Origin of the sequence: Bacillus sp. TE8-1 (genome assembly GCF_008368855.1) — a bacterium.
Taxonomy (GTDB): Bacteria; Bacillota; Bacilli; order Bacillales; family Bacillaceae_G; genus Bacillus_A; species Bacillus_A cereus.
In genome coordinates, this window is record NZ_QPET01000011.1 from 125,498 (window position 1) to 144,364 (window position 18,867).

The window sequence follows — 18,867 nt, forward strand, 5'->3', positions numbered from 1 at the left end:
TTTGCTTATTGTAAGCTTGTTGCTGGGCCGAAAAATTCATAATGAATATGCTCTTGTTTCACACTTAAATCAGTTAGTGCAGCATTTATATGCTTCATAAATGCTACTGGACCACAGAAATAAAACTCTGCTTCAGTTGTCGGAATAATAGTTTTTAACCATTCACTTTCAATGAAACCTTCTTTATCAAAGTTCTTCATTTCTAAATCTTTTTCAGTCGGTGCAGAATAACAAGTATATGCTTTAACTTGTTCATATTCATTTTCTACTGTCTTAACGTGTTCTTTCATTGCATGTGTATTACTATTTATTGCTGCATGAACAAAATATACATTACGTTTTGAATCTTGTTCAATTAACGTATTTAACATACTCATCATCGGTGTAATCCCTACTCCACCACTAATTAGTACAACTGGTAATGTTGAATCCATATTTAACACGAAATCTCCCGCTGGTGCACTTACTGGTAAAACATCTCCTTCTTTTACATGTTCATGTAAGTAATTAGACACTTTACCGTCTGGTGTATCTACACCTTTTTCTTTTTTTACACTAATACGATAATATTCTTTCCCAGGAGCATCGGATAAACTATATTGACGATTATGTGTATATGTCTCACCTTCAATATTGATTTGAATCGTTACATATTGACCTGGGATGAATGAAGAAACTTTCCCTCCATCTTCAGGTTTCAAATAAAATGACGTAATAACATCGCTTTCCTTCACTTTTTTAACAATCACAAAGTTGCGGAAGTCTTTCCATCCACCTTCTTTATGTGCAGCTTCTTTATACATCTCTGCTTCAATGCTAATGAATGCATCAGCAATGACACCATATGCTTCTCCCCATGCATTTAAAACTTCATCAGGTGCACCTGCGATCTCTTTAATGGCACGTAGTAAACATGTACCTACAATCGGGTAATGCTCTGCTTTAATACCTAAACTTCTATGCTTATGACCAATTTGTTTTACAACTGGAATAATAGCTTCTAAATTATCAATGTACGTTGCAGCTGCATAAACAGCATTCGCTAACGCTTGTTGTTGTCTTCCCTTTTTCTGATTTGTATGGTTGAAAATATTCAATAACTCCGGATGTTCCGAAAATAAAATTTCATAAAATCTCGTTGTAATTTCAACGCCTTTTTCTTGTAATAATGGTACTGTTGACTTTACGATTTCAATTGTTTTTGCACTTAACATTGTATCCCACTCCTCTATTTCCTTAACTGTTTTTAGTTTAACTGAATCTTATAATGCAGATTGTGATTTTAATCACTATTAACACGGTGTTTTTGTGAATAATATATGAACATTGCATTTACAAAAGAAAATAAGCTAACTAGAATTCTAGCTAGCTTATTATTTTGTTTGTATAGCTTGTTCGATTACTTTTATATCTTTCCCATCGCCAAACTCCGTATACCCCCAGATATTCGTTTCACCTCTATATTTATTTACGATAATATCCAAGTCATGATATACACGGTGAGCATACACTACATACTCAATATTTTGAAGTTCCACACCTTTTTTTACAATTTCATAGCTTCTATTTACATCGCGTTTTATTTTTTCATTCTTTATTTCCGTATGTATATTTTTTAAAGATTGTTCTTGTTGTTGAAACCATTGCTTAAATTGATTCCAATCCCCATCTGTATAATTCTCTGCTTTACCATAATTTAAGAAATTATTATAGCTTTCATGTGTCATTCGAATAAAATCTAGCACTTTTGTCTCTTCTTGCACATCTTCTATTTGAGCTATTGTATTTACCTCAGCAGGCTTATTTGCATAATGTAACAGCACTTTCATAAGACTATAACTCGCAATGATCATCACGATAATAATACCTAATACATTTAACAATTTCTTCATACACAGAACTCCTTCTCTACTAAAAATATTACAACGTATGACTATACTTGTAACATTCTCTCGTAGAAATATAATTCCTGTATTAATTCTTCCTATCATTTCGACAATATTTTTCTATACATTTCTCGTTGGCAAATGTTCTTGTAAAACAATATATCCTTCATAAGCTGTGTAACCGAGTATAACCATTAATCCGATATAACAAGCAAATACTGTCCATTTCGTTTTCGCATCCACTTTATAATAGTTTTCTTGTTGTTCCTTTTCTGTTTTCCATTCATTTAATTTTCTTTCTGACGCTTCAAATGCTTCCCTTATGTAAATTGTATACTCATCTTTTTCATCTTCATATGGAACATAATCTAACGGTTCGAACTTCGGTAAAAGATACTCTAACACTTCCATTTTTTGAAGTTCACCTATTTGTAACTCTTTTTCCCGTTCTCTTTGTCTTAATGCATTCATCTCATGATGCATCACGTATATAGTCCGATGTACAGCACCCGTTTCTTTTAATTCCTCTTCAAGCCTAGTAACATATTCTTTCATCCCATCAATTTTATGCCCTAATTCCTTAATCGGCTCATCTCTCTTTATTACTCTATATAACTCCATACAACCGATAATAACAATAAATCCTCCCAAAATACTTTTAAAGTAAATTGAATAGCCAAGTAATAAAATAAGGCCTGCTCCCCAAATTTTAGTACTGACAACTGAAATAATTCGCCCACCATCTAGCGGTGAAACGGGAATTAAATTAAAGAAATTAATCATACTTCCAAGCAAAATAACAAGCGCCCAAAATGGCTCTTTCGTCATTATATAAAGCGGTATCGCCGGTAAAAATGACAGAAGTCCGAAAAGCGGACCCATATAGGCAATGTAAGCTTCCTCTTTCGCATTTTTCGGCATCTCTTTCATTCCAATAAGAGCCCCCATAAATGGAATAAAGATTGCTGGCGATGTTGGGATCCCCTTTCTTTTCGCAGCCCATAAATGGCCCATTTCATGAACAAACAACAAATAAATGAGCGCTACTCCAAATTTCCAACCATATAGAACTGCGTATGCGCCAAGCGATAGAAACATACTAAATACCGTTGAAAACTTTGCTAATTTAAAAATTGCAAATACCCACTTTAACTTAGACAGTAAAAATAGACCTATCGCAACAATAATTCCCCATAATCCTTTTTTATTATTTTTCATATTCCTCTCCTTTATCTCTCATTAATGAATCATATCATTCATCAAAGCTTGTTCTTTTCTCTATTATGACATATTTTTTTCTATTGTTAGAAATAATGTTTATATAATCCATTTTCAGCCAAAAATATAAATAAAAGGAGGTGTACACAAATGAATTTACAATCTCTTATAATAGGTGCTCTATCGTTTTTAGCTTCAACTCTTATTTTTTATACCGTTAGTTACGTATTATTATTAGATTTGTTGCCCAATCACGTATTTATTGCCCTTGTCATCCTTTCCGCTCTTATGATTTCTTTTCTTATTACACGAAAATCAATGAATGAGCCATCTACAAAAGCAAAGTAATAGAGAGGGGTGCTTTCCCCTCTCTATTATCATTTCCTAGGAAAGGTCATATAGATTTGACGAGTTTACATTCATTCCAATCCGTAAGGGCTAATTAAAGTCTCACTTTATCTTTGAAAATTCATTTTTTCACCATAATCTTTAACAATCTGAATTATATTTTGAAACACACCTATTTTTTCTTTTTCACTGTTTAATATTTTCAAATCATAATTTTCGTAATATGTTTCTAATGATTTTAATTGTGATTCTGAAGCGCTTTTTATCGGAACAGTAGCATGCAATTCATATTGCTTATACCCTTCCTTTACTTTTTCACCTAAAATTATTTCACTCTCTTTTGCTCCAATTAATTTTTGAACTTTTTCTGGAAAATTGAGTTGCAAATAATATTCTTGCTCCTTCACTAACTTATTGTATAGTGATTGTGAAATCGTATACCGTACCGTATAATTCACGTTTTGATCGCCTGTTTTAATATGAAACGCGGTAATCTGCAAATCTTTTTTTGTTACTTCCGTTAAAGGGCTTACCTGCATCTCATCTTCTTTTTGTTCTGAGACATTTGGAAATATATCCAAAAGCTTTTCCGTATCTTTTTCATTCAACATATACATAGCTTTCTTATATTGCACCCATCCTCGTCTATCTTCTCCCCTTAACCATGCATAATAAGTTTCTTTTTTCCCATCTCTACTAATTTGTATTTCATATTCAGGTTCACCGAAGCTTCCTGTTATTTCTTGTTTCTCAGCTTTATTCAAAATGTCTATTACTAACTTCGCTTCTGATTCCTGCAACTTTTTCTCTTTATGTTTTTTTTGTATAACGGTTACCCCTATTGTTTCTTTCACTTCATTCACCGTCTCTTCTACTTTTTTTGTTTCTTTTTTCGGTTCAACTTGACCACAAGCTGCTAGTAACATAACAAACAACAACACCAATACATATTTCCCTTTCAAATTAATCCTCCTCTTACGATAAGAAATCCTTATAATCTTCATACATAAAACAAAAACGTGACATCCTATTAAATACGCTATACTAATCATTGAAAGGAGGTCTTTATCATGTCCATTAATTTTCATGATGAAAATAATAAGTACACATATGCAACAAGAAACGCTCATATTTCTTGGGCTGAAATGGTAAAAAACATTACAGAAATACAAAACAAGCAAATAATTGATATCGGCTGTGGTGGTGGGATTTATACGAAAGAACTCGCTCTTATGGGAGCCAATAATGTTGTGGGACTTGATTTTTCAAAAGAAATATTACAAGCTGCAAAAGAAAATTGTAACAACTTTTCAAACATTTCATTCATCCACGGTGATGCACATAATATCCCATACCCTAATGAAACATTCGACATAGTTATTTCGCGTGCAGTTATTCATCATTTACAAGACATTCCTACATTTTTACGTGAAGCTTCTCGTATATTAAATAAAAACGGTGTACTTATTTTACAAGATCGAACAATTGAAGATTGTACAATTCCAGGAAGTCCCGAACACATTCGCGGATATTTTTTCTCTCTATTTCCAAAACTTATTGAAATAGAGTCAAAAAGACGTCCAAAAACCAACACTATACAGACAGAATTACAAAAACATTCTCTTCATGTACTTCCCACACAAACACAATGGGAAATACGAAAAATACATGATTCTGTAGAAGCATTATTGCAAGATTTATCTCCTCGAACAGGTCGATCTATTCTATATGAGTTAACAGATGATGAACTTTCTCAACTTCTACAACATATACAGACCGCATTACAAAACGTCTCTCCTATTATTGAAAGAGATCGATGGACAATTTGGAGCGCCATGAAGTTGTAAGGAAGGAAGCCTCACAAAATAATGTGAGGCTTCCTTTCTTTCATAATCTAATTTTGCAACACTCTTGATATCCTCCACTTCTGGCCTGTGCACTTCCACACTTCGGACATACTAAATATCTAGACTGATTTGTCAATAAACTACCTTTTTGAAAGAGTAAAACTTCTGCTTGTTTAAACGAACGCGAATAATATAACCACATAAAACCAATTATAGCAATAATGCCAAATAATACTCCCATCGCAAGCATTTCAGTCACCTCTTTTGGTTTGTTCTTTCCAGCAAGTGGATTGTTGTATTATTCTCTGTAAATTCAAACAATCCCTTCTTTACTCTTATAAATATCAACTTTCTCTATAAATTTTACAATTCTCCGCAAATTTTCACTCCCATTTTACAATTCATCATTTCCTTTACAACAACGAATATCACTTTCGATATTTCCGTATATAAATATATCTTTCAAAAAACATATTGACTTTCTAAAAAAAACATGCAACAATACTGTCAGAATACTTGAATAAAAATTCATTGACGAGAACGAATACGTTATAGAACTGTTCCCCAGAGAGTTGGCGATTTGCTGAAAGCCAACGTTCAGCGCGTAACCGAAAATCATCTCCGAGAAGTAGAACCGAATGTTACAGTAAGTTCTTACCGGCCGTCCCCCGTTACAAGGAACACGTATCATGTTGTACGTTGCAAAGCCGTATACATATAGATTTATTTCTACATGTGTAAATTAGGGTGGTATCGCGGGTAAATATAACTCGTCCCTTTCTTTAGGGACGAGTTTTTTGTGTTCTTACAAATGAATTTTAAAAAGGAGGAAAAACAATGAACACTGTATCAAAAAAACATATTTTTTTCACGGGTCTTATGCTATTTTCTTTATTTTTTGGGGCAGGTAATTTAATTTTCCCTCCCATGCTTGGCCAAAATGCAGGTGAAAACTTTTGGCCAGCAATGATTGGATTTTTACTAACAGGAGTTGGCTTACCACTACTAACTGTTATCGCAATTTCTCTATCTGGAAATGGAATGCAGCAACTTGCAAGTCATGTTCATCCATTATTTGGAATTTTCTTTACAGTAATTGTATACATTGCTATCGGTCCATCTATGGGCATCCCACGTGTTGCAAATGTCGCTTATGAAATGGGTGTTAGTTCTTTCTTACCAGAAACAATCCGCTCTAGCAGCCTAGTGCTATTTGTATATACAATCATCTTCTTTACTATCGTATTTTGGCTCAGTTTGAATCCATCTAAACTTGTTGATCGTATTGGAAATGTATTAACACCTATTTTATTACTCTCTATTTTCTTATTGTTTGTTAAAAGTGTATTTACACCACTTGGGCAATCAGGACCAGCAATGCAAGAGTATCAAACTTCTCCAATCTTCAAAGGCTTTATGGAAGGCTACTTAACAATGGACACTATTTCAGCACTTGCATTCGGAATTATCGTTGTAAATGCAATTCGCTCTAAAGGTGTGAATGATCGTAAGTCCATTGCCATCGCCACAGCAAAAGCAGGGCTTATTGCCGCTACAGGGCTCGTACTTGTATACGGTGCACTCGGCTGGCTTGGGGCAACTAGCGTCTCGCTCGGATATGCAAAAAATGGCGGACAGCTACTTACTGTTATCGTACAACAATTATTCGGTCCATACGGTTTGCTCCTATTATCTCTTATCGTTACACTCGCTTGTTTAACGACATGCGTTGGACTCGTATCTGCGTGCAGCCAATATTTTTCAACATTATTGACTACATTTTCATACAAAACGTTCGCGAGTATCATTTGCGCATTAGGATTACTAGTTGCCAACTTAGGTTTAACGAAAATTATCGCAATCTCTGTTCCAATTCTACTTGTTGTGTATCCAATTGCGATTGTACTCGTACTACTATCATTACTTCATAAATACTTCGGTGGATATCGCTCTGTTTATGTAGGTGCTTTAATTGGAGCAGCTGTAGTGAGCGTATTTGATGGATTAAAACAAGGTGGTATTTCAGTTTCATTTATCACACCATATTTTGAATTTATCCCTTTATATAATGAAGGAATCGGCTGGCTAATACCAGCATTAGTAGGAGGTCTTATTGGTCTTGCAATGGCTAAGTTAAGCGGTACGAAAAAAGTTCCATTAGTAACCGAATCTCACGAAGTAAAAGCCTCCTAAAAAAACTCCCAAAAGGGAGTTTTTTTACATTTGATACGCAGCATGATTAAAACTGCTTATTTTATAAGCCTTCGTATAATATTCAATATTCGTATCAACTGTTTCTACCTTGACAACATCATAGCGCTCTTCTTGCTTTACTAAAAATAAATAGTATTCCTCTGTTGCCTCAATAATCGCAATTTTATCTGTTTCAACATTATATTGTTCACAAAGCGCTTGTAATGCGTTCACATAATCCCCTAATTTTTTAGACTTATCCATTCCGAATATAGTTTGAACTAACATATACATTCTCCCCTTTATATGTACTGTTAACACCTCAATGATAACGCTTACATTATTTGTCGTCAATAAAAACATTCAATTGTTTTAACGCCAAATCTATATTGTATCGAGCCAATAATCAGCGAGGAATTCCCCGCCAATTAAAGTTTTACTTTATCCCGCATTAACTGCCCGTAAAAGTCCGATTGGTGAGGGCTGATAATCAGTGGGAGAGGAACAACCTCCCCACTGATTAAAGTTTCACTTTATCACTTCGTTAATTGATGCCTAAATGCATAAATAACCGCCTGAGTACGGTCACTTACATTCAATTTATTTAATATATTACTCACATGTGTCTTTACCGTTTTCAGTGCAATAAATAACTCGTCCGCAATCTCTTGATTACTTTTTCCCTCTGCAATTAATAACAAAATCTCAAACTCTCTTTCCGTTAAATCATCATGCAAAGGTTGCTCTTTCTTTTGACGCATACGGGACATCATTTTCCCGGTAACTTTCGGCTCTAATACTGTTTCTCCATCATAAGTAGCTCGTACAGCATCAGCAATATCACTTGCTCTTGATGTTTTTAATAAGTAACTGGTCGCCCCAGCCTCAATAACAGGATACAATTTTTCGTCATCTAAAAAGCTTGTTACAACTACAATTTTTGCTTCTGGCCATTCTTGAATAATAGCACGTGTTGCGTCGACACCATCCATCTCATCCATAACAAGGTCCATTAAAATAATATCCGGCCTTAATTGCAATGCTAATTCTGATCCTTTTCTTCCATTCTCAGCTTCCCCTACTACTTCAATATCTGGCTGTGTCGATAAATATGCCGATACACCCATACGAACCATTTCATGATCATCGACAAGCAATACTTTTATCATACTTCTCCCCCTCTCTCAATCATAATCGGTACTTTTACTTCTATTTGTGTACCTTTGGCCGGGAAACTAAGTACCTTAAGTGTCCCACCAATTTCATGAACACGCTCTTGCATCGATCTTAGGCCATATGAACCAGCCTTATTAACCCCTACTTCAAACCCAACGCCGTCATCAATGATTTTTAAAATCGCATATTGATCAATTTTTCGAAGGCGCACTTCTGTTTTCTTTGCCTTCGCGTGTCGCAACGTGTTTGATAGCGCTTCTTGCACAATACGGAATAAATGATCTTCTACACCTTTTTTTAATTCTATTGGCTCAATAAGCCATTCAATTTTCATATGTTGTTTTCGCGATAATTCCGTTAATAATTCCTCTATACCTTCTGTCAGTTTCTTACCTTCCAATTGTACAGGACGTAAATGAAGGAGCAATGCTCTCATTTCTGATTGAGCATTTACAACCATATTTTCAACAAGTTGCAATTGTTTTTTTGTCACATCTGGAAATTCAGTTATTTGTTCATTAATCGCTGACATCATCATCGACATTGCGAAAAGCTGCTGACTTACTGAATCATGCAACTCCCTTGCTAAACGATGCCTTTCTTGAGAAATCGCTTCTTGTCTCATCTCTTCATTCCAATGAGCTCGTTCATTCGTTACTTTTTGAAAGAGTCCAGCTTGCTCCTCTAATCGACGAGCCAGAACGATTACTTTTCGTTCCACTTCATGAAATTCATCATCTGCAGTAAACGAAACATCGCTCGGAAAATTCCCTCGCTCTACTTCAAATAGAAAAGTATTTAATCCTTGTATACGCTGCTCTATATAATAACCGATTGCATATCCTACAATTCCCCCGATAAGTAAACTTGTAGTCATAATAAACAAGCCAATTGGAACAGAAGCGATGGATTCCTTCCATAATAAATCATACACTTGTTGCTCGCTTTTCCATACATATACAATTGTACAAATGAGTGCGATACTAACAGAGGACAACATAGAATAACGAATATACATCCACGAAATATTTTTTTGTTTCTTCATTATACTTTCCTCACTTCCGTGTCGCCTACGACAAGCGAAGAAATAATTTTAATACGTCGAGGAGCCTCTTTATACTGCTCTGTTCTAAATGTAACATTGCGGTTAAACCCTGTCTCTTCATGACCTGGCAAGAGCACACGTCCGACAATAACAGAATGATTTAAAGAAAGTTCAATATCATACGGCACATATAAACGAATATTACCAACGACACCCCGAATAACAATTACCGTTTCCCCTTCTGGAATCATAGCAGTTGTTAAATCTATTTCCACATCACAAGCACCATATTGAACATTAATATCCTCAAGTTCATAAATATGATCCATCATTCGCACATTGCCTACAAACATATTTTTCAAATATGTTTCTGTACGATATATTTGCTTCTCTTCGTCTATAATCCCTTTTTCTTTAATTTCAACCTTCATTGCTTTTTGCTGATGCCCTTGTTGAATCAATTGATAACCAATTAAAGCTAAACAAGCAAATACGACAAGAACAAATGCTGCTGATGAAAATAAGAAAAATAAAAATACGATACCACCAACAAATAAAAATACATTTCCCCGTACATAACGATTCTTTTTACGATAATGCCTTCCAAACATAAGCATAATAAATGCAAAAATGAGACCACCTGGTTCAAAATGTCCAAGTATCATATCAAGAAAAAGACCGAATCCAAATATGATGAGGAGCATCCCCATTAATTGTGTCTTTGAAAAATGTTTCTTCATTTCAGCTCCCCCCTTCTTGTCACATATACATAGAAGAAAAGGCATTGCTTTCCAACACCTTTTCTCCTATCACTATATCATAAGCCTGTTTTATAATATACTACTATTATTTTGTTAACTCTTTCGTTAACGATACATCATTCTTTTCTTTCATTTCACGCTCAAGTTTTGCAATTTTCATATCAAATGTATCACGCTCATGCTCTTCATTCATACGAGTTTCTAAGTCACGAATGTGATCTTCAATTTCTTCAAATCGTAAGAACGGATTATTTTCATCCATTTTATGCATCGCAGTATTCATACGACGATTTGCATGTGCCATATTTTCACGTGCCATTAGTTCCATACGCTTTGCGTGCATTTCTTTTAATTTATTTTTCATTTCAGAAAGACGACGCTCTAACTCATCAATTTGCTCTACAACACCTGCATACATTTCTTCTAATCGAGTTACTTGACCTTCATAATAAGCTACCTCTTCTAACGCACGTTCGTGCAATTGCAATTCGCCTGCTTCTTGAGCAATGATAGCTTGCTTTGATCTTTTATTAACGAAATAACGTGCTTGCTCAAGCTCACGAGCAAAGTTAGATTTTAATGTTTTATGACGCTCAATTAACTTCTCAATTTTTGTTATTTCACGCTCACTATCACGTAAATATTGGTTTAACATCGCAATTGGATTTTTTCTTTCCTTCTCATCTAACACGTTATGAAAATCAGCTAAAATTGCATCGCGTACACGTCCGAATAAAGATTGTTTCATTATAAATCTTCCTCTCTTCTACTTTTTTTATAATTTGATTTATTGTTTTAGTTTTTCATTAATTTGTTCCACTCATCTTCAAAGTTGCTATATGGTTTAGAACTTTCTGGAGCAGATTCAACAACTACATCTTTTTCTTTTTTCCACTCACGGTATCCGTAGTATAAAACCACTAAAGCAGCGATACCGATTAATGCTGGCGAATGAGAAAGTGCAATGGATAAACCGATTAAACCAACAATCCCCCAAGCTAACTTTCCAAAAAATGATTTAGCTCGCACAAATGATTTATAGCTCCAATATACAACTCCTGCTCCGATTGCAAATCCTACAATACCAGCAAGACTACCAAGAGCAATTAAAGCCAAAATACCGGCTGCGATAAACGCTAGAAATTGTTTCATCTTGTGCTTGCCTCCCTTCGATTTGATACTCTTATCTTAACTATTTTTTCATCTTTCCATAACGAGCTTAAGAACCGTTTTTAACTCAGACTTAAGACCGAGTCATATTCAGCCCTTTACGCAAAAAAACGTGCAGAGTCTATCCTCTGCACGTTTTTTAATTACTAACATTCATATTAAATTAAGCTGTTTTATGATACTCTTTTTTCTCAGCTACTTTCGAAAACCTTGGAAACCCAATTAAAATAGAAGCAATCCCACATACTCCAACTAAGATTGGATAAAATGCATATGGCAACAATTCAACCGGAGATAACGCTGCAAATCCTGCTGCCGTTAACATTTGGGCACCGTACGGAATTAATCCTTGCACACAACATGAGAAAAGATCTAATACACTCGCTGATTTACGAGGGTCTATTTCATATTGATCTGCAATATTTTTTGCAAGCGGGCCTGTAAAGATAATTGAAATCGTATTATTCGCTGTACACATATTCGTCATACTCACTAAACCAGCAATACCAAATTCCGCTCCTTTTTTCGAACGAATATTACGTGTTAATACATTCATTAAATATTGAATACCACCATTATATTGGATTAATTCAACCATACCGCCAATTAATATAGCAAGTAATACTAACTCCATCATACCGCCCATTCCAGTCGTTACACTTTTAAAGAAACTTTCTAACGTGTAACTTCCATCTATAAGGCCGATAACACCAGATAGTACAGTTCCACCAGTTAATACAATAAGTACATTCCAGCCAAGTAGCGCTGTAATAAGTACTCCTGCGTACGGTAAAATCTTTATCCAATCAAAGCTATGTGCTTTAATCTGCGTGTCACTTCCTGAAGTAACTATTACTAATAGTACAATTGTAATAATAGCCGCTGGTAACACAATTAAAAAGTTCGTTTTAAACTTATCTTTCATTTCTGTTCCTTGTGAACGAACAGCTGCGATTGTTGTATCTGAAATAAATGATAAATTATCACCAAACATCGCTCCGCCAACAACAGTAGCCATTGCAAGCGCAATTGAGATATCGGTTTGACCACTAATACCTACAGCAATCGGCGCTAATGCTGCAATTGTTCCCATTGAAGTTCCCATCGCTAATGAAATAAATGCACCAATAACAAAGATTCCAGCTACGATAAATCCTGGCGGTAAAATAGTTAATGCTAAATTAACAGTTGAGTCTACTCCGCCCATTCCTTTAGCAGTTTCAGAAAATGCACCTGCAAGCACAAAAATTAATACCATAATCATGATATCCGGATTTCCTGCACCTTTAGCGAACCGCTCTACTTTCACATTAAAACTTTCTTTACGATTCATCACTAAAGCGACTCCTACAGCAATTGAAATCGCTACAAGTATCGGCAATTTATAGAAATCACCTGTAATAATTCCAGAACCAATAAATAGCGCCAAAAATATCCCAAGTGGTAATAAAGCTAAACCATTTCCTCTCGTTTCTTTCAAAGTACCATCTCTCCCTAGTTTCAACCTTTTTCTAATGAATAACAAAAGACCTCTTCCGATGAGAAGAGGTCTTATACATCTATAAGAAACGCTCTTCTCATCTTTCAAGCACATGCTTGCTGGATTTGGCACAGCACTCTGAAATCGAGTCCGCTGCCGAGGCATCGTAGGGCCAGTCCCTCCGCCTCTCTTTATAAGAAGGTTTCATATTTATTTTTTAATAATAATTTCTTCCCTAACTTTACTCGCTTACAAAACAAAAGTCAATTATTTTTTGTATAGATTTTTTTGGTAATTATACAAAAATTCGAATACAACAATCATTTTAACTTTTCGATTTCTTCTTCCAATATTGAAATCCAATAAAATTCACTATTTTTTATTGCTGCTAATATCCATTTCGTAGTGTACCAAGCTAACTCATACTCTTCCTTCGTGACATCGCCACTTTTATAAGCATCCTCTAGCTCTTCTTCATCTAATATATACACCTTACCGCTGGGTAATAATACTACATCTAAATATAAATCATCAAAATACGGTAAACCACGATCGTCTATTTCATATTCTTTCGTCACATCAATATAATATTGCACTAAATTGTGCCTATCATCTAACATAGCTGTAATCGCAAAGTTCTTTCCATTAATGAAATATTGAACCCACGTATACCCATCACTTGCAATACAAATTTCTTTACCATCATATTCTTTACAACTAGGCTCTCTCACCTTTTTTATATCCAGTATTCCGAGCATTCCCTCTTCCACTTGCTTAACCGTATAACTCTTTTCTATTAGTCTCTTCCACGAAGAACCGTCACCATATTTTCGTTTCATTATGTCTGCTCCTCTTCTATATACAGAAAAGCTCCCACATATTATGTGAGAGCTTGTTCATATTATAATTAAGCCGCTTGACCCTTTTCAGAAATCTCTTTTAAATAAGCTTGTCCTTTTTCAGCGTCATATTGACCTTCCCACTTAGACATAACTACAGCTGCTAAAGAGTTTCCTACAACGTTAACTGCTGTACGAGCCATATCTAAAATACGGTCAATACCAGCAATGAACGCTAAGCCTTCAGGTGGAATACCTACTGTACCAAGTGTCGCTAATAATACAACGAATGATACGCCCGGTACACCTGCGATACCTTTTGATGTAACCATTAATACAAGCAACAATGTAATTTGTTGTGTAATAGATAAATCAATACCGTACATTTGCGCTAAGAAAATAGCCGCAATTGCTTGATATAAAGTTGATCCATCTAAGTTAAATGAATAACCTGTCGGAATAACGAAAGATGTAATTGCTTTCGGGCAACCGAATTTCTCCATTTTCTCCATGATTTTTGGTAAAACTGTTTCTGAGCTTGCTGTAGAATACGCTAAGATCAGCTCGTCTTTTAAAATCTTAAAGAATTGGAAAATGTTAATTCCAAATATTTTCGCTGTAAGTCCTAAGACAACTACGACGAAGAAAATCATTGCTCCATATACGACAATTAGTAATTTCCCTAACGGAATTAATGAAGCAAGACCAAATGTAGAAACTGTAACACCAATTAGTGCAAACACACCAAATGGTGCAAATTTCATAACTTGGTTTGTTACGTAAAACATTGCATCAGCTACACCTTGGAAAAATTGAAGAACTGGTCTTCCTCTTTCACCAATCGCTGCTACACCTAAACCAAATAGTACAGAGAAGAAGATAATAGCAAGCATATCTCCGTCAGCTAACGACTTCATAATGTTCGTTGGAACAATATTTACAAATGTATCTGCAAATGAATGACTTTGTACTTGCTCTGTCGTATGTGTATATTTCGAAATATCTGTCTTTGTTAACTGCTCCATATTTACGCCTTTTCCTGGTTGGAAAATATTCGCTATTAATAGACCAACAATAATTGCAATTGTTGTAATAATTTCAAAGTAAAGAATTGTTTTTCCGCCTAGTCGACCTAGTTTTTTAACATCGCCAACACCAGCAACCCCAACAACAATACTTGCTACAACAATCGGTACAACGATCATTTTAATTAATCGGATGAAAATATCACCAATTGGTTGTAAGTACTTCACAACAGCTGGATTATCAAAGAAAATCGCACCAACCGCAATACCAAGCGCAAGTCCTATTAATATTTGCCATGCAAGTCCTATTCTTTTCATATTTGTTGTAACCCCCTCTTCGATGTGTCACTCTATCTCTCATTCTATCTCTATAAAACTAAGAAATTAAGAGTATTACATATTATTCGACAATTCACTACATTTTGTCCCTGTTAAAAATCATAAATCAAAAATTTAAATCTGACAACAAAATAACTTTGCCCGAACACAAATAATTTTCTTGACAAAAAGCAGACCCATGTTAGAAAACCTAACATGAGAACGATTCCTTACTAGTGTTTTATTAGCTTTCAAAGTAATATTTCACCTCATAAAAACGATTACTTTCCTCCTTCATTTCACAGATAAATCCCAAAATTTACCTTTGTTACACATATGAATAAAATGTAAGCACTATGACAATTACAGTTGAAAAATGATAAATTCCGACAAAACTTAGCAATTTTATAAAATTTTCTTTACATTATGATTACAACGATAGACACCCTTCTTCTTATGATATATAACATTCATAGGGAAAGGAGTCAGACAACAATGAAAAAGAAATTTGCAGCGTTTAGCGTTTTAGCAGCAGGAACGATTTTTGCTTCCCCGTTACTTTCACCCGTATACGCTGAAACGAATCAAGATAAATTATCTAACATTCAATCTGAATTAGAAGGCAAACAAAGTGACTTACAAAATAAATCAGTCGAGAAAGAACAAATAGAAAAAGAAATTCAAGAATTACAGAAGAAAATCGATGAATTAACTACTTCCATTAATAAAAATGAGACTGAATTAAACGATACAAAAAAAGAAATTAGCAAAACACAACAAGTAATTACTGACAAAAAGAAACATATAGAACAATTACAAACAAACATAGATACACGTCAGGAAGTTATTAAACAACGATTACAATCTATGCAAGAAAAACCGCGTACAAATATCATTACAGAAGTATTAACAAACTCTACAAACATTGCTGATCTTGTTGATAATATGTACTCCGTAAGTTTAATATTAAACAACGATACAGATATTGTAAAAAAACAAACATCTGATCAAAATGCTGTAACGACAGAAAAAGAGGCTGTTGAGAAAAAAGAACAACAACTGAAAGACTCTGAACAAAAACTAGAACAAAAACAACAAGAATTACAAAATAATCAACAGCAGCAACAAACTCTTATTAACGATCTACATACGAAAGTAGCAAAAGTAGATTCAGAGATTGAAGGATTAGAAGAATCCAAGGGCATTTTAGAAAATCAACGTCAAGCTGTTCAAAAAGCAATTGAAGAAGAAAAACGGGCGGAAGAAGCTCGTAAAGCGGAAGAAGCCCGCCAGGCAGAAGAGGCTCGCAAACAACAAGCTACTAAATCTGCTCAAGCGGCCCCAACACCACATGATACAAATATCGGTGGTTTTATCAAACCAGCAGCTGGATCAAAAACTTCCGGATTTGGTGTACGTTCTTTAGATAACCATAAAGGAATTGACATCGCTGCTTCGGGAACGGTTCCAATTATCGCTGCTGCAGATGGCGTTGTTATTCGCTCAGAATTATCATCTAGTTACGGAAACGTAGTGTATTTATCTCACCGTATAAACGGAAAAACATATACGACAGTATATGCTCATATGAATAGTCGTTCTGTATCGAATGGACAAACTGTAAAACAAGGCGATCAGCTTGGATTTATGGGGAATACGGGCCAATCATACGGACAACATTTACACTTCGAACTTCATCTTGGAGAATGGAATGTCGGCAAGACAAACGCAGTTGACCCATCTCCTTATATCGGATTATAAAAAACCTCGGTGCCTACCGAGGTTTTTCATTTACACTTCACACAATATAGGCGTTCTACATAGACTATAACTAAATGCCTATAGTTGACGAGGTGATCCATATGAATACGCAATTACAACAAAAAATAGAAGAAGCTAGAGGAACGTATATTGGCCGAATATTTACATTTGGCGGCTCAGTTTTATTTTTAATCGGTTCATTCCTCGCAGTCACCACAGCCTATAAAGCGTATAATCGTCTATTACATTCATCAACATAAAAAAAGACGGGAGATCCCCGCCTTTTTTTATGCAAACATTTTAAATACACCTATCGCATTTAAAAATACAATTATTACAGTTACCGGAATAACATAACGAAGTAAGAAGAACCAAATGTTAAATAACGTTTTCCCTTTCGTTTCCGTCACTTCTAATTCTTTCATCAACAATTCTTTACTCATTTTATTTGGTACAAATAATGAAATAGCTAGTACTCCTAACGGTAGCAATACGTTACTTACCGAAAAGTCGACTAAATCAAAGAACGTTTTCCCAAATATTTTCACGTCACTCATAATCCCAAATGATAACGCTGATGGAATACCGACTGCAAAAATAAGAATACCAATTAATAATGATGCTGACGGACGCTTCTTCTCATTACCTTTCGCAACAGATGCTACTACAATTTCAAGCATTGAAATTGCTGATGTTAAAGTCGCAAAGAAGAATAAAATTAAAAACATAATAAAGAAAAATTGACCAAATGGTATTTTTGCAAATACTGCTGGAAGGACGATAAACAGTAATCCTGGTCCTTCAGTTGGTTTTACTCCTAATGCGAAAATCGCTGGGAAAATTGCTAATCCTGCAAGTACTGTAACAAAAACAGTTAAACTTACAATAGATGTTGCTGATTTCGCTAAATGTTCCTCTTTCTTTAAATACGAACTATACGTGACCATTACTGAGGCACCTACTGTTAGTGAGAAGAAAGATTGTCCCATCGCGTATAAAATCGTATCTGCTGTAAGCTTTGAAAAATCTGGCTTTAAGAAGAACTCTACTCCAGCAAAAGCACCATCGAGTGTTAACGCACGAACAATAATCGCAATAAATAAAATAAATAATAGCGGCATCATGTACTTACTTGCCTTTTCTATACCTTTCTCTACACCTTTACTTACGACAAAAATTGTACAAAGCATAAAGATAAATTGTGCTCCAATCGCACTTAACGGATTTGAAATCGTTTCACCGAACAATTGTCCATAATCAGCTGCTCCATTCCAGAAACTTCCTGTCACACTATAATATAAATAAAGTAAAATCCATCCACCTACAACACTATAAAAAGATAGTACACTAAAACAAGTAACAACTCCCATACGACCAATCCAAGGATATACTTTGCTATTTGGCACTAGTACTTTATAAGCTGTAACGGCCTCTTTTTGCGTGCTACGTCCAATAACAAACTCCGCTATTAAAAGAGGCATACCTATAAATAAAGTTAATAGTAAAAATACAAGGAAGAATGCGCCTCCCCCGCCATTACCTGCAACATATGGAAATTTCCATATCGCACCAAGACCTACTGCGGCTCCGGCTGCTGCGAGTACAAAGCCTATTTTCGACGTCCATTGCTGTGTTTCTTTCATCATAATTTCTCCTTTTCTGAATATTTAAACTTTTGTTAATTATACACTTTCATTTCATACTCGCACACCTCCTTTAGAAAATAAAAAAGTCCCCTACACGCAAATATGCATGTAGAGGACGATATATGTAATGTAAATACCGTGGTACCACCTCAAT

At 35.0% G+C, this 18,867-nt stretch carries 20 protein-coding genes, 1 riboswitch and 2 other annotated features (1 of these 23 running past the window's edge); of the genes, 5 read left to right on the forward strand and 15 right to left on the reverse strand.

All coding sequences use genetic code 11. The features are described 5' to 3' along the window. Nucleotides 1-5 precede the first annotated feature (5 nt). From hmpA to DN404_RS08930, 3 genes are all read right to left on the reverse strand, one after another. Nucleotides 6-1,214, reverse strand: coding sequence for an NO-inducible flavohemoprotein (gene hmpA / locus DN404_RS08920; protein WP_149214979.1), 1,209 nt, complete (start codon nucleotides 1,212-1,214; stop codon nucleotides 6-8). A 159-nt stretch (nucleotides 1,215-1,373) separates the two neighbouring features. Continuing rightward, nucleotides 1,374-1,892 (reverse strand): hypothetical protein, encoded by a 519-nt coding sequence (locus DN404_RS08925; RefSeq protein ID WP_000735227.1) that lies wholly within the window; start codon nucleotides 1,890-1,892, stop codon nucleotides 1,374-1,376. Between the two features lie 114 nt (nucleotides 1,893-2,006). Next, nucleotides 2,007-3,104, reverse strand: a complete 1,098-nt coding sequence (locus tag DN404_RS08930; protein ID WP_000794498.1) for a site-2 protease family protein — start codon at nucleotides 3,102-3,104, stop codon at nucleotides 2,007-2,009. Between the two features lie 150 nt (nucleotides 3,105-3,254). On the opposite strand from DN404_RS08930, the gene DN404_RS08935 reads away from it, so the two are divergent. Next, nucleotides 3,255-3,452, forward strand: coding sequence for a hypothetical protein (locus DN404_RS08935; RefSeq protein WP_001053357.1), 198 nt, complete (start codon nucleotides 3,255-3,257; stop codon nucleotides 3,450-3,452). A 107-nt stretch (nucleotides 3,453-3,559) separates the two neighbouring features. On the opposite strand, the gene DN404_RS08940 is transcribed toward DN404_RS08935, so the two are convergent. Next, complete coding sequence (locus tag DN404_RS08940; protein ID WP_000677062.1) at nucleotides 3,560-4,414, reverse strand: YhfM domain-containing protein; 855 nt, start codon at nucleotides 4,412-4,414, stop codon at nucleotides 3,560-3,562. A 108-nt stretch (nucleotides 4,415-4,522) separates the two neighbouring features. Here DN404_RS08940 and DN404_RS08945 point away from each other — a divergent pair, with 108 nt between their 5' ends. After that, nucleotides 4,523-5,299 carry a class I SAM-dependent methyltransferase gene (locus DN404_RS08945; RefSeq protein ID WP_000026285.1) on the forward strand — a complete coding sequence of 259 codons (777 nt, stop codon included), beginning with the start codon at nucleotides 4,523-4,525 and terminating at the stop codon, nucleotides 5,297-5,299. A 40-nt stretch (nucleotides 5,300-5,339) separates the two neighbouring features. Here DN404_RS08945 and DN404_RS08950 read toward each other — a convergent pair whose 3' ends face one another. After that, nucleotides 5,340-5,549 (reverse strand): hypothetical protein, encoded by a 210-nt coding sequence (locus DN404_RS08950; RefSeq protein ID WP_000880630.1) that lies wholly within the window; start codon nucleotides 5,547-5,549, stop codon nucleotides 5,340-5,342. A gap of 272 nt (nucleotides 5,550-5,821) precedes the next feature. Further along, nucleotides 5,822-6,080: a binding site (T-box leader), on the forward strand. Between the two features lie 56 nt (nucleotides 6,081-6,136). On the opposite strand from DN404_RS08950, the gene brnQ3 reads away from it, so the two are divergent. Then, complete coding sequence (gene brnQ3 / locus DN404_RS08955) at nucleotides 6,137-7,492, forward strand: branched-chain amino acid transport system II carrier protein BrnQ3 (protein WP_016122166.1); 1,356 nt, start codon at nucleotides 6,137-6,139, stop codon at nucleotides 7,490-7,492. A gap of 24 nt (nucleotides 7,493-7,516) precedes the next feature. Here brnQ3 and DN404_RS08960 read toward each other — a convergent pair whose 3' ends face one another. From DN404_RS08960 to gltP, 9 genes are all read right to left on the reverse strand, one after another. Continuing rightward, the gene (locus tag DN404_RS08960) at nucleotides 7,517-7,855 is read right to left on the reverse strand and encodes a DUF3922 domain-containing protein (protein ID WP_002025529.1); all 339 of its coding nucleotides are present in this window, start codon (nucleotides 7,853-7,855) and stop codon (nucleotides 7,517-7,519) included. 173 nt (nucleotides 7,856-8,028) lie between these two features. Next, a complete protein-coding gene (locus DN404_RS08965) occupies nucleotides 8,029-8,661 on the reverse strand; it encodes a response regulator (protein ID WP_149214980.1) in 633 nt (210 codons plus the stop codon). Further along, nucleotides 8,658-9,713 (reverse strand): sensor histidine kinase, encoded by a 1,056-nt coding sequence (locus DN404_RS08970; protein ID WP_000744326.1) that lies wholly within the window; start codon nucleotides 9,711-9,713, stop codon nucleotides 8,658-8,660. The genes DN404_RS08965 and DN404_RS08970 overlap by 4 nt, the downstream gene beginning before the upstream one ends. Beyond that, on the reverse strand, nucleotides 9,713-10,453 hold the full coding sequence (gene liaF / locus DN404_RS08975) for a cell wall-active antibiotics response protein LiaF (RefSeq protein WP_000716095.1): 741 nt from the start codon (nucleotides 10,451-10,453) through the stop codon (nucleotides 9,713-9,715). The genes DN404_RS08970 and liaF overlap by 1 nt, the downstream gene beginning before the upstream one ends. A gap of 106 nt (nucleotides 10,454-10,559) precedes the next feature. Then, the gene (locus DN404_RS08980; RefSeq protein ID WP_000814127.1) at nucleotides 10,560-11,222 is read right to left on the reverse strand and encodes a PspA/IM30 family protein; all 663 of its coding nucleotides are present in this window, start codon (nucleotides 11,220-11,222) and stop codon (nucleotides 10,560-10,562) included. Between the two features lie 47 nt (nucleotides 11,223-11,269). Next, nucleotides 11,270-11,626 (reverse strand): lmo0954 family membrane protein, encoded by a 357-nt coding sequence (locus tag DN404_RS08985; RefSeq protein WP_000808640.1) that lies wholly within the window; start codon nucleotides 11,624-11,626, stop codon nucleotides 11,270-11,272. Nucleotides 11,627-11,807: 181 nt separating this feature from the next. Further along, nucleotides 11,808-13,124 carry a Na+/H+ antiporter NhaC family protein gene (locus DN404_RS08990; RefSeq protein ID WP_000665494.1) on the reverse strand — a complete coding sequence of 439 codons (1,317 nt, stop codon included), beginning with the start codon at nucleotides 13,122-13,124 and terminating at the stop codon, nucleotides 11,808-11,810. 94 nt (nucleotides 13,125-13,218) lie between these two features. Beyond that, nucleotides 13,219-13,324: riboswitch (SAM riboswitch) on the reverse strand. 120 nt (nucleotides 13,325-13,444) lie between these two features. Further along, complete coding sequence (locus DN404_RS08995) at nucleotides 13,445-13,963, reverse strand: ribonuclease FAU-1 family protein (RefSeq protein ID WP_000824668.1); 519 nt, start codon at nucleotides 13,961-13,963, stop codon at nucleotides 13,445-13,447. Nucleotides 13,964-14,031: 68 nt separating this feature from the next. After that, nucleotides 14,032-15,306, reverse strand: coding sequence for a glutamate/aspartate:proton symporter GltP (gltP, locus tag DN404_RS09000; RefSeq protein WP_000821130.1), 1,275 nt, complete (start codon nucleotides 15,304-15,306; stop codon nucleotides 14,032-14,034). A gap of 495 nt (nucleotides 15,307-15,801) precedes the next feature. Between gltP and DN404_RS09005 the strand changes: the two genes are divergently transcribed. Further along, entirely contained in the window at nucleotides 15,802-17,067 is a 1,266-nt protein-coding gene (locus DN404_RS09005) for a murein hydrolase activator EnvC family protein (protein ID WP_000726086.1), read from the forward strand. A gap of 101 nt (nucleotides 17,068-17,168) precedes the next feature. Further along, nucleotides 17,169-17,327: a hypothetical protein gene (locus tag DN404_RS30455; protein WP_001096006.1), complete on the forward strand. Its 159-nt coding sequence runs from the start codon at nucleotides 17,169-17,171 to the stop codon at nucleotides 17,325-17,327. 27 nt (nucleotides 17,328-17,354) lie between these two features. Here the strand turns inward: DN404_RS30455 and DN404_RS09010 are convergent, their stop codons facing one another. Then, nucleotides 17,355-18,710, reverse strand: coding sequence for a sodium-dependent transporter (locus tag DN404_RS09010; protein WP_000665440.1), 1,356 nt, complete (start codon nucleotides 18,708-18,710; stop codon nucleotides 17,355-17,357). Nucleotides 18,711-18,821: 111 nt separating this feature from the next. Beyond that, nucleotides 18,822-18,867: a binding site (T-box leader), on the reverse strand; it runs 203 nt beyond the window's last position.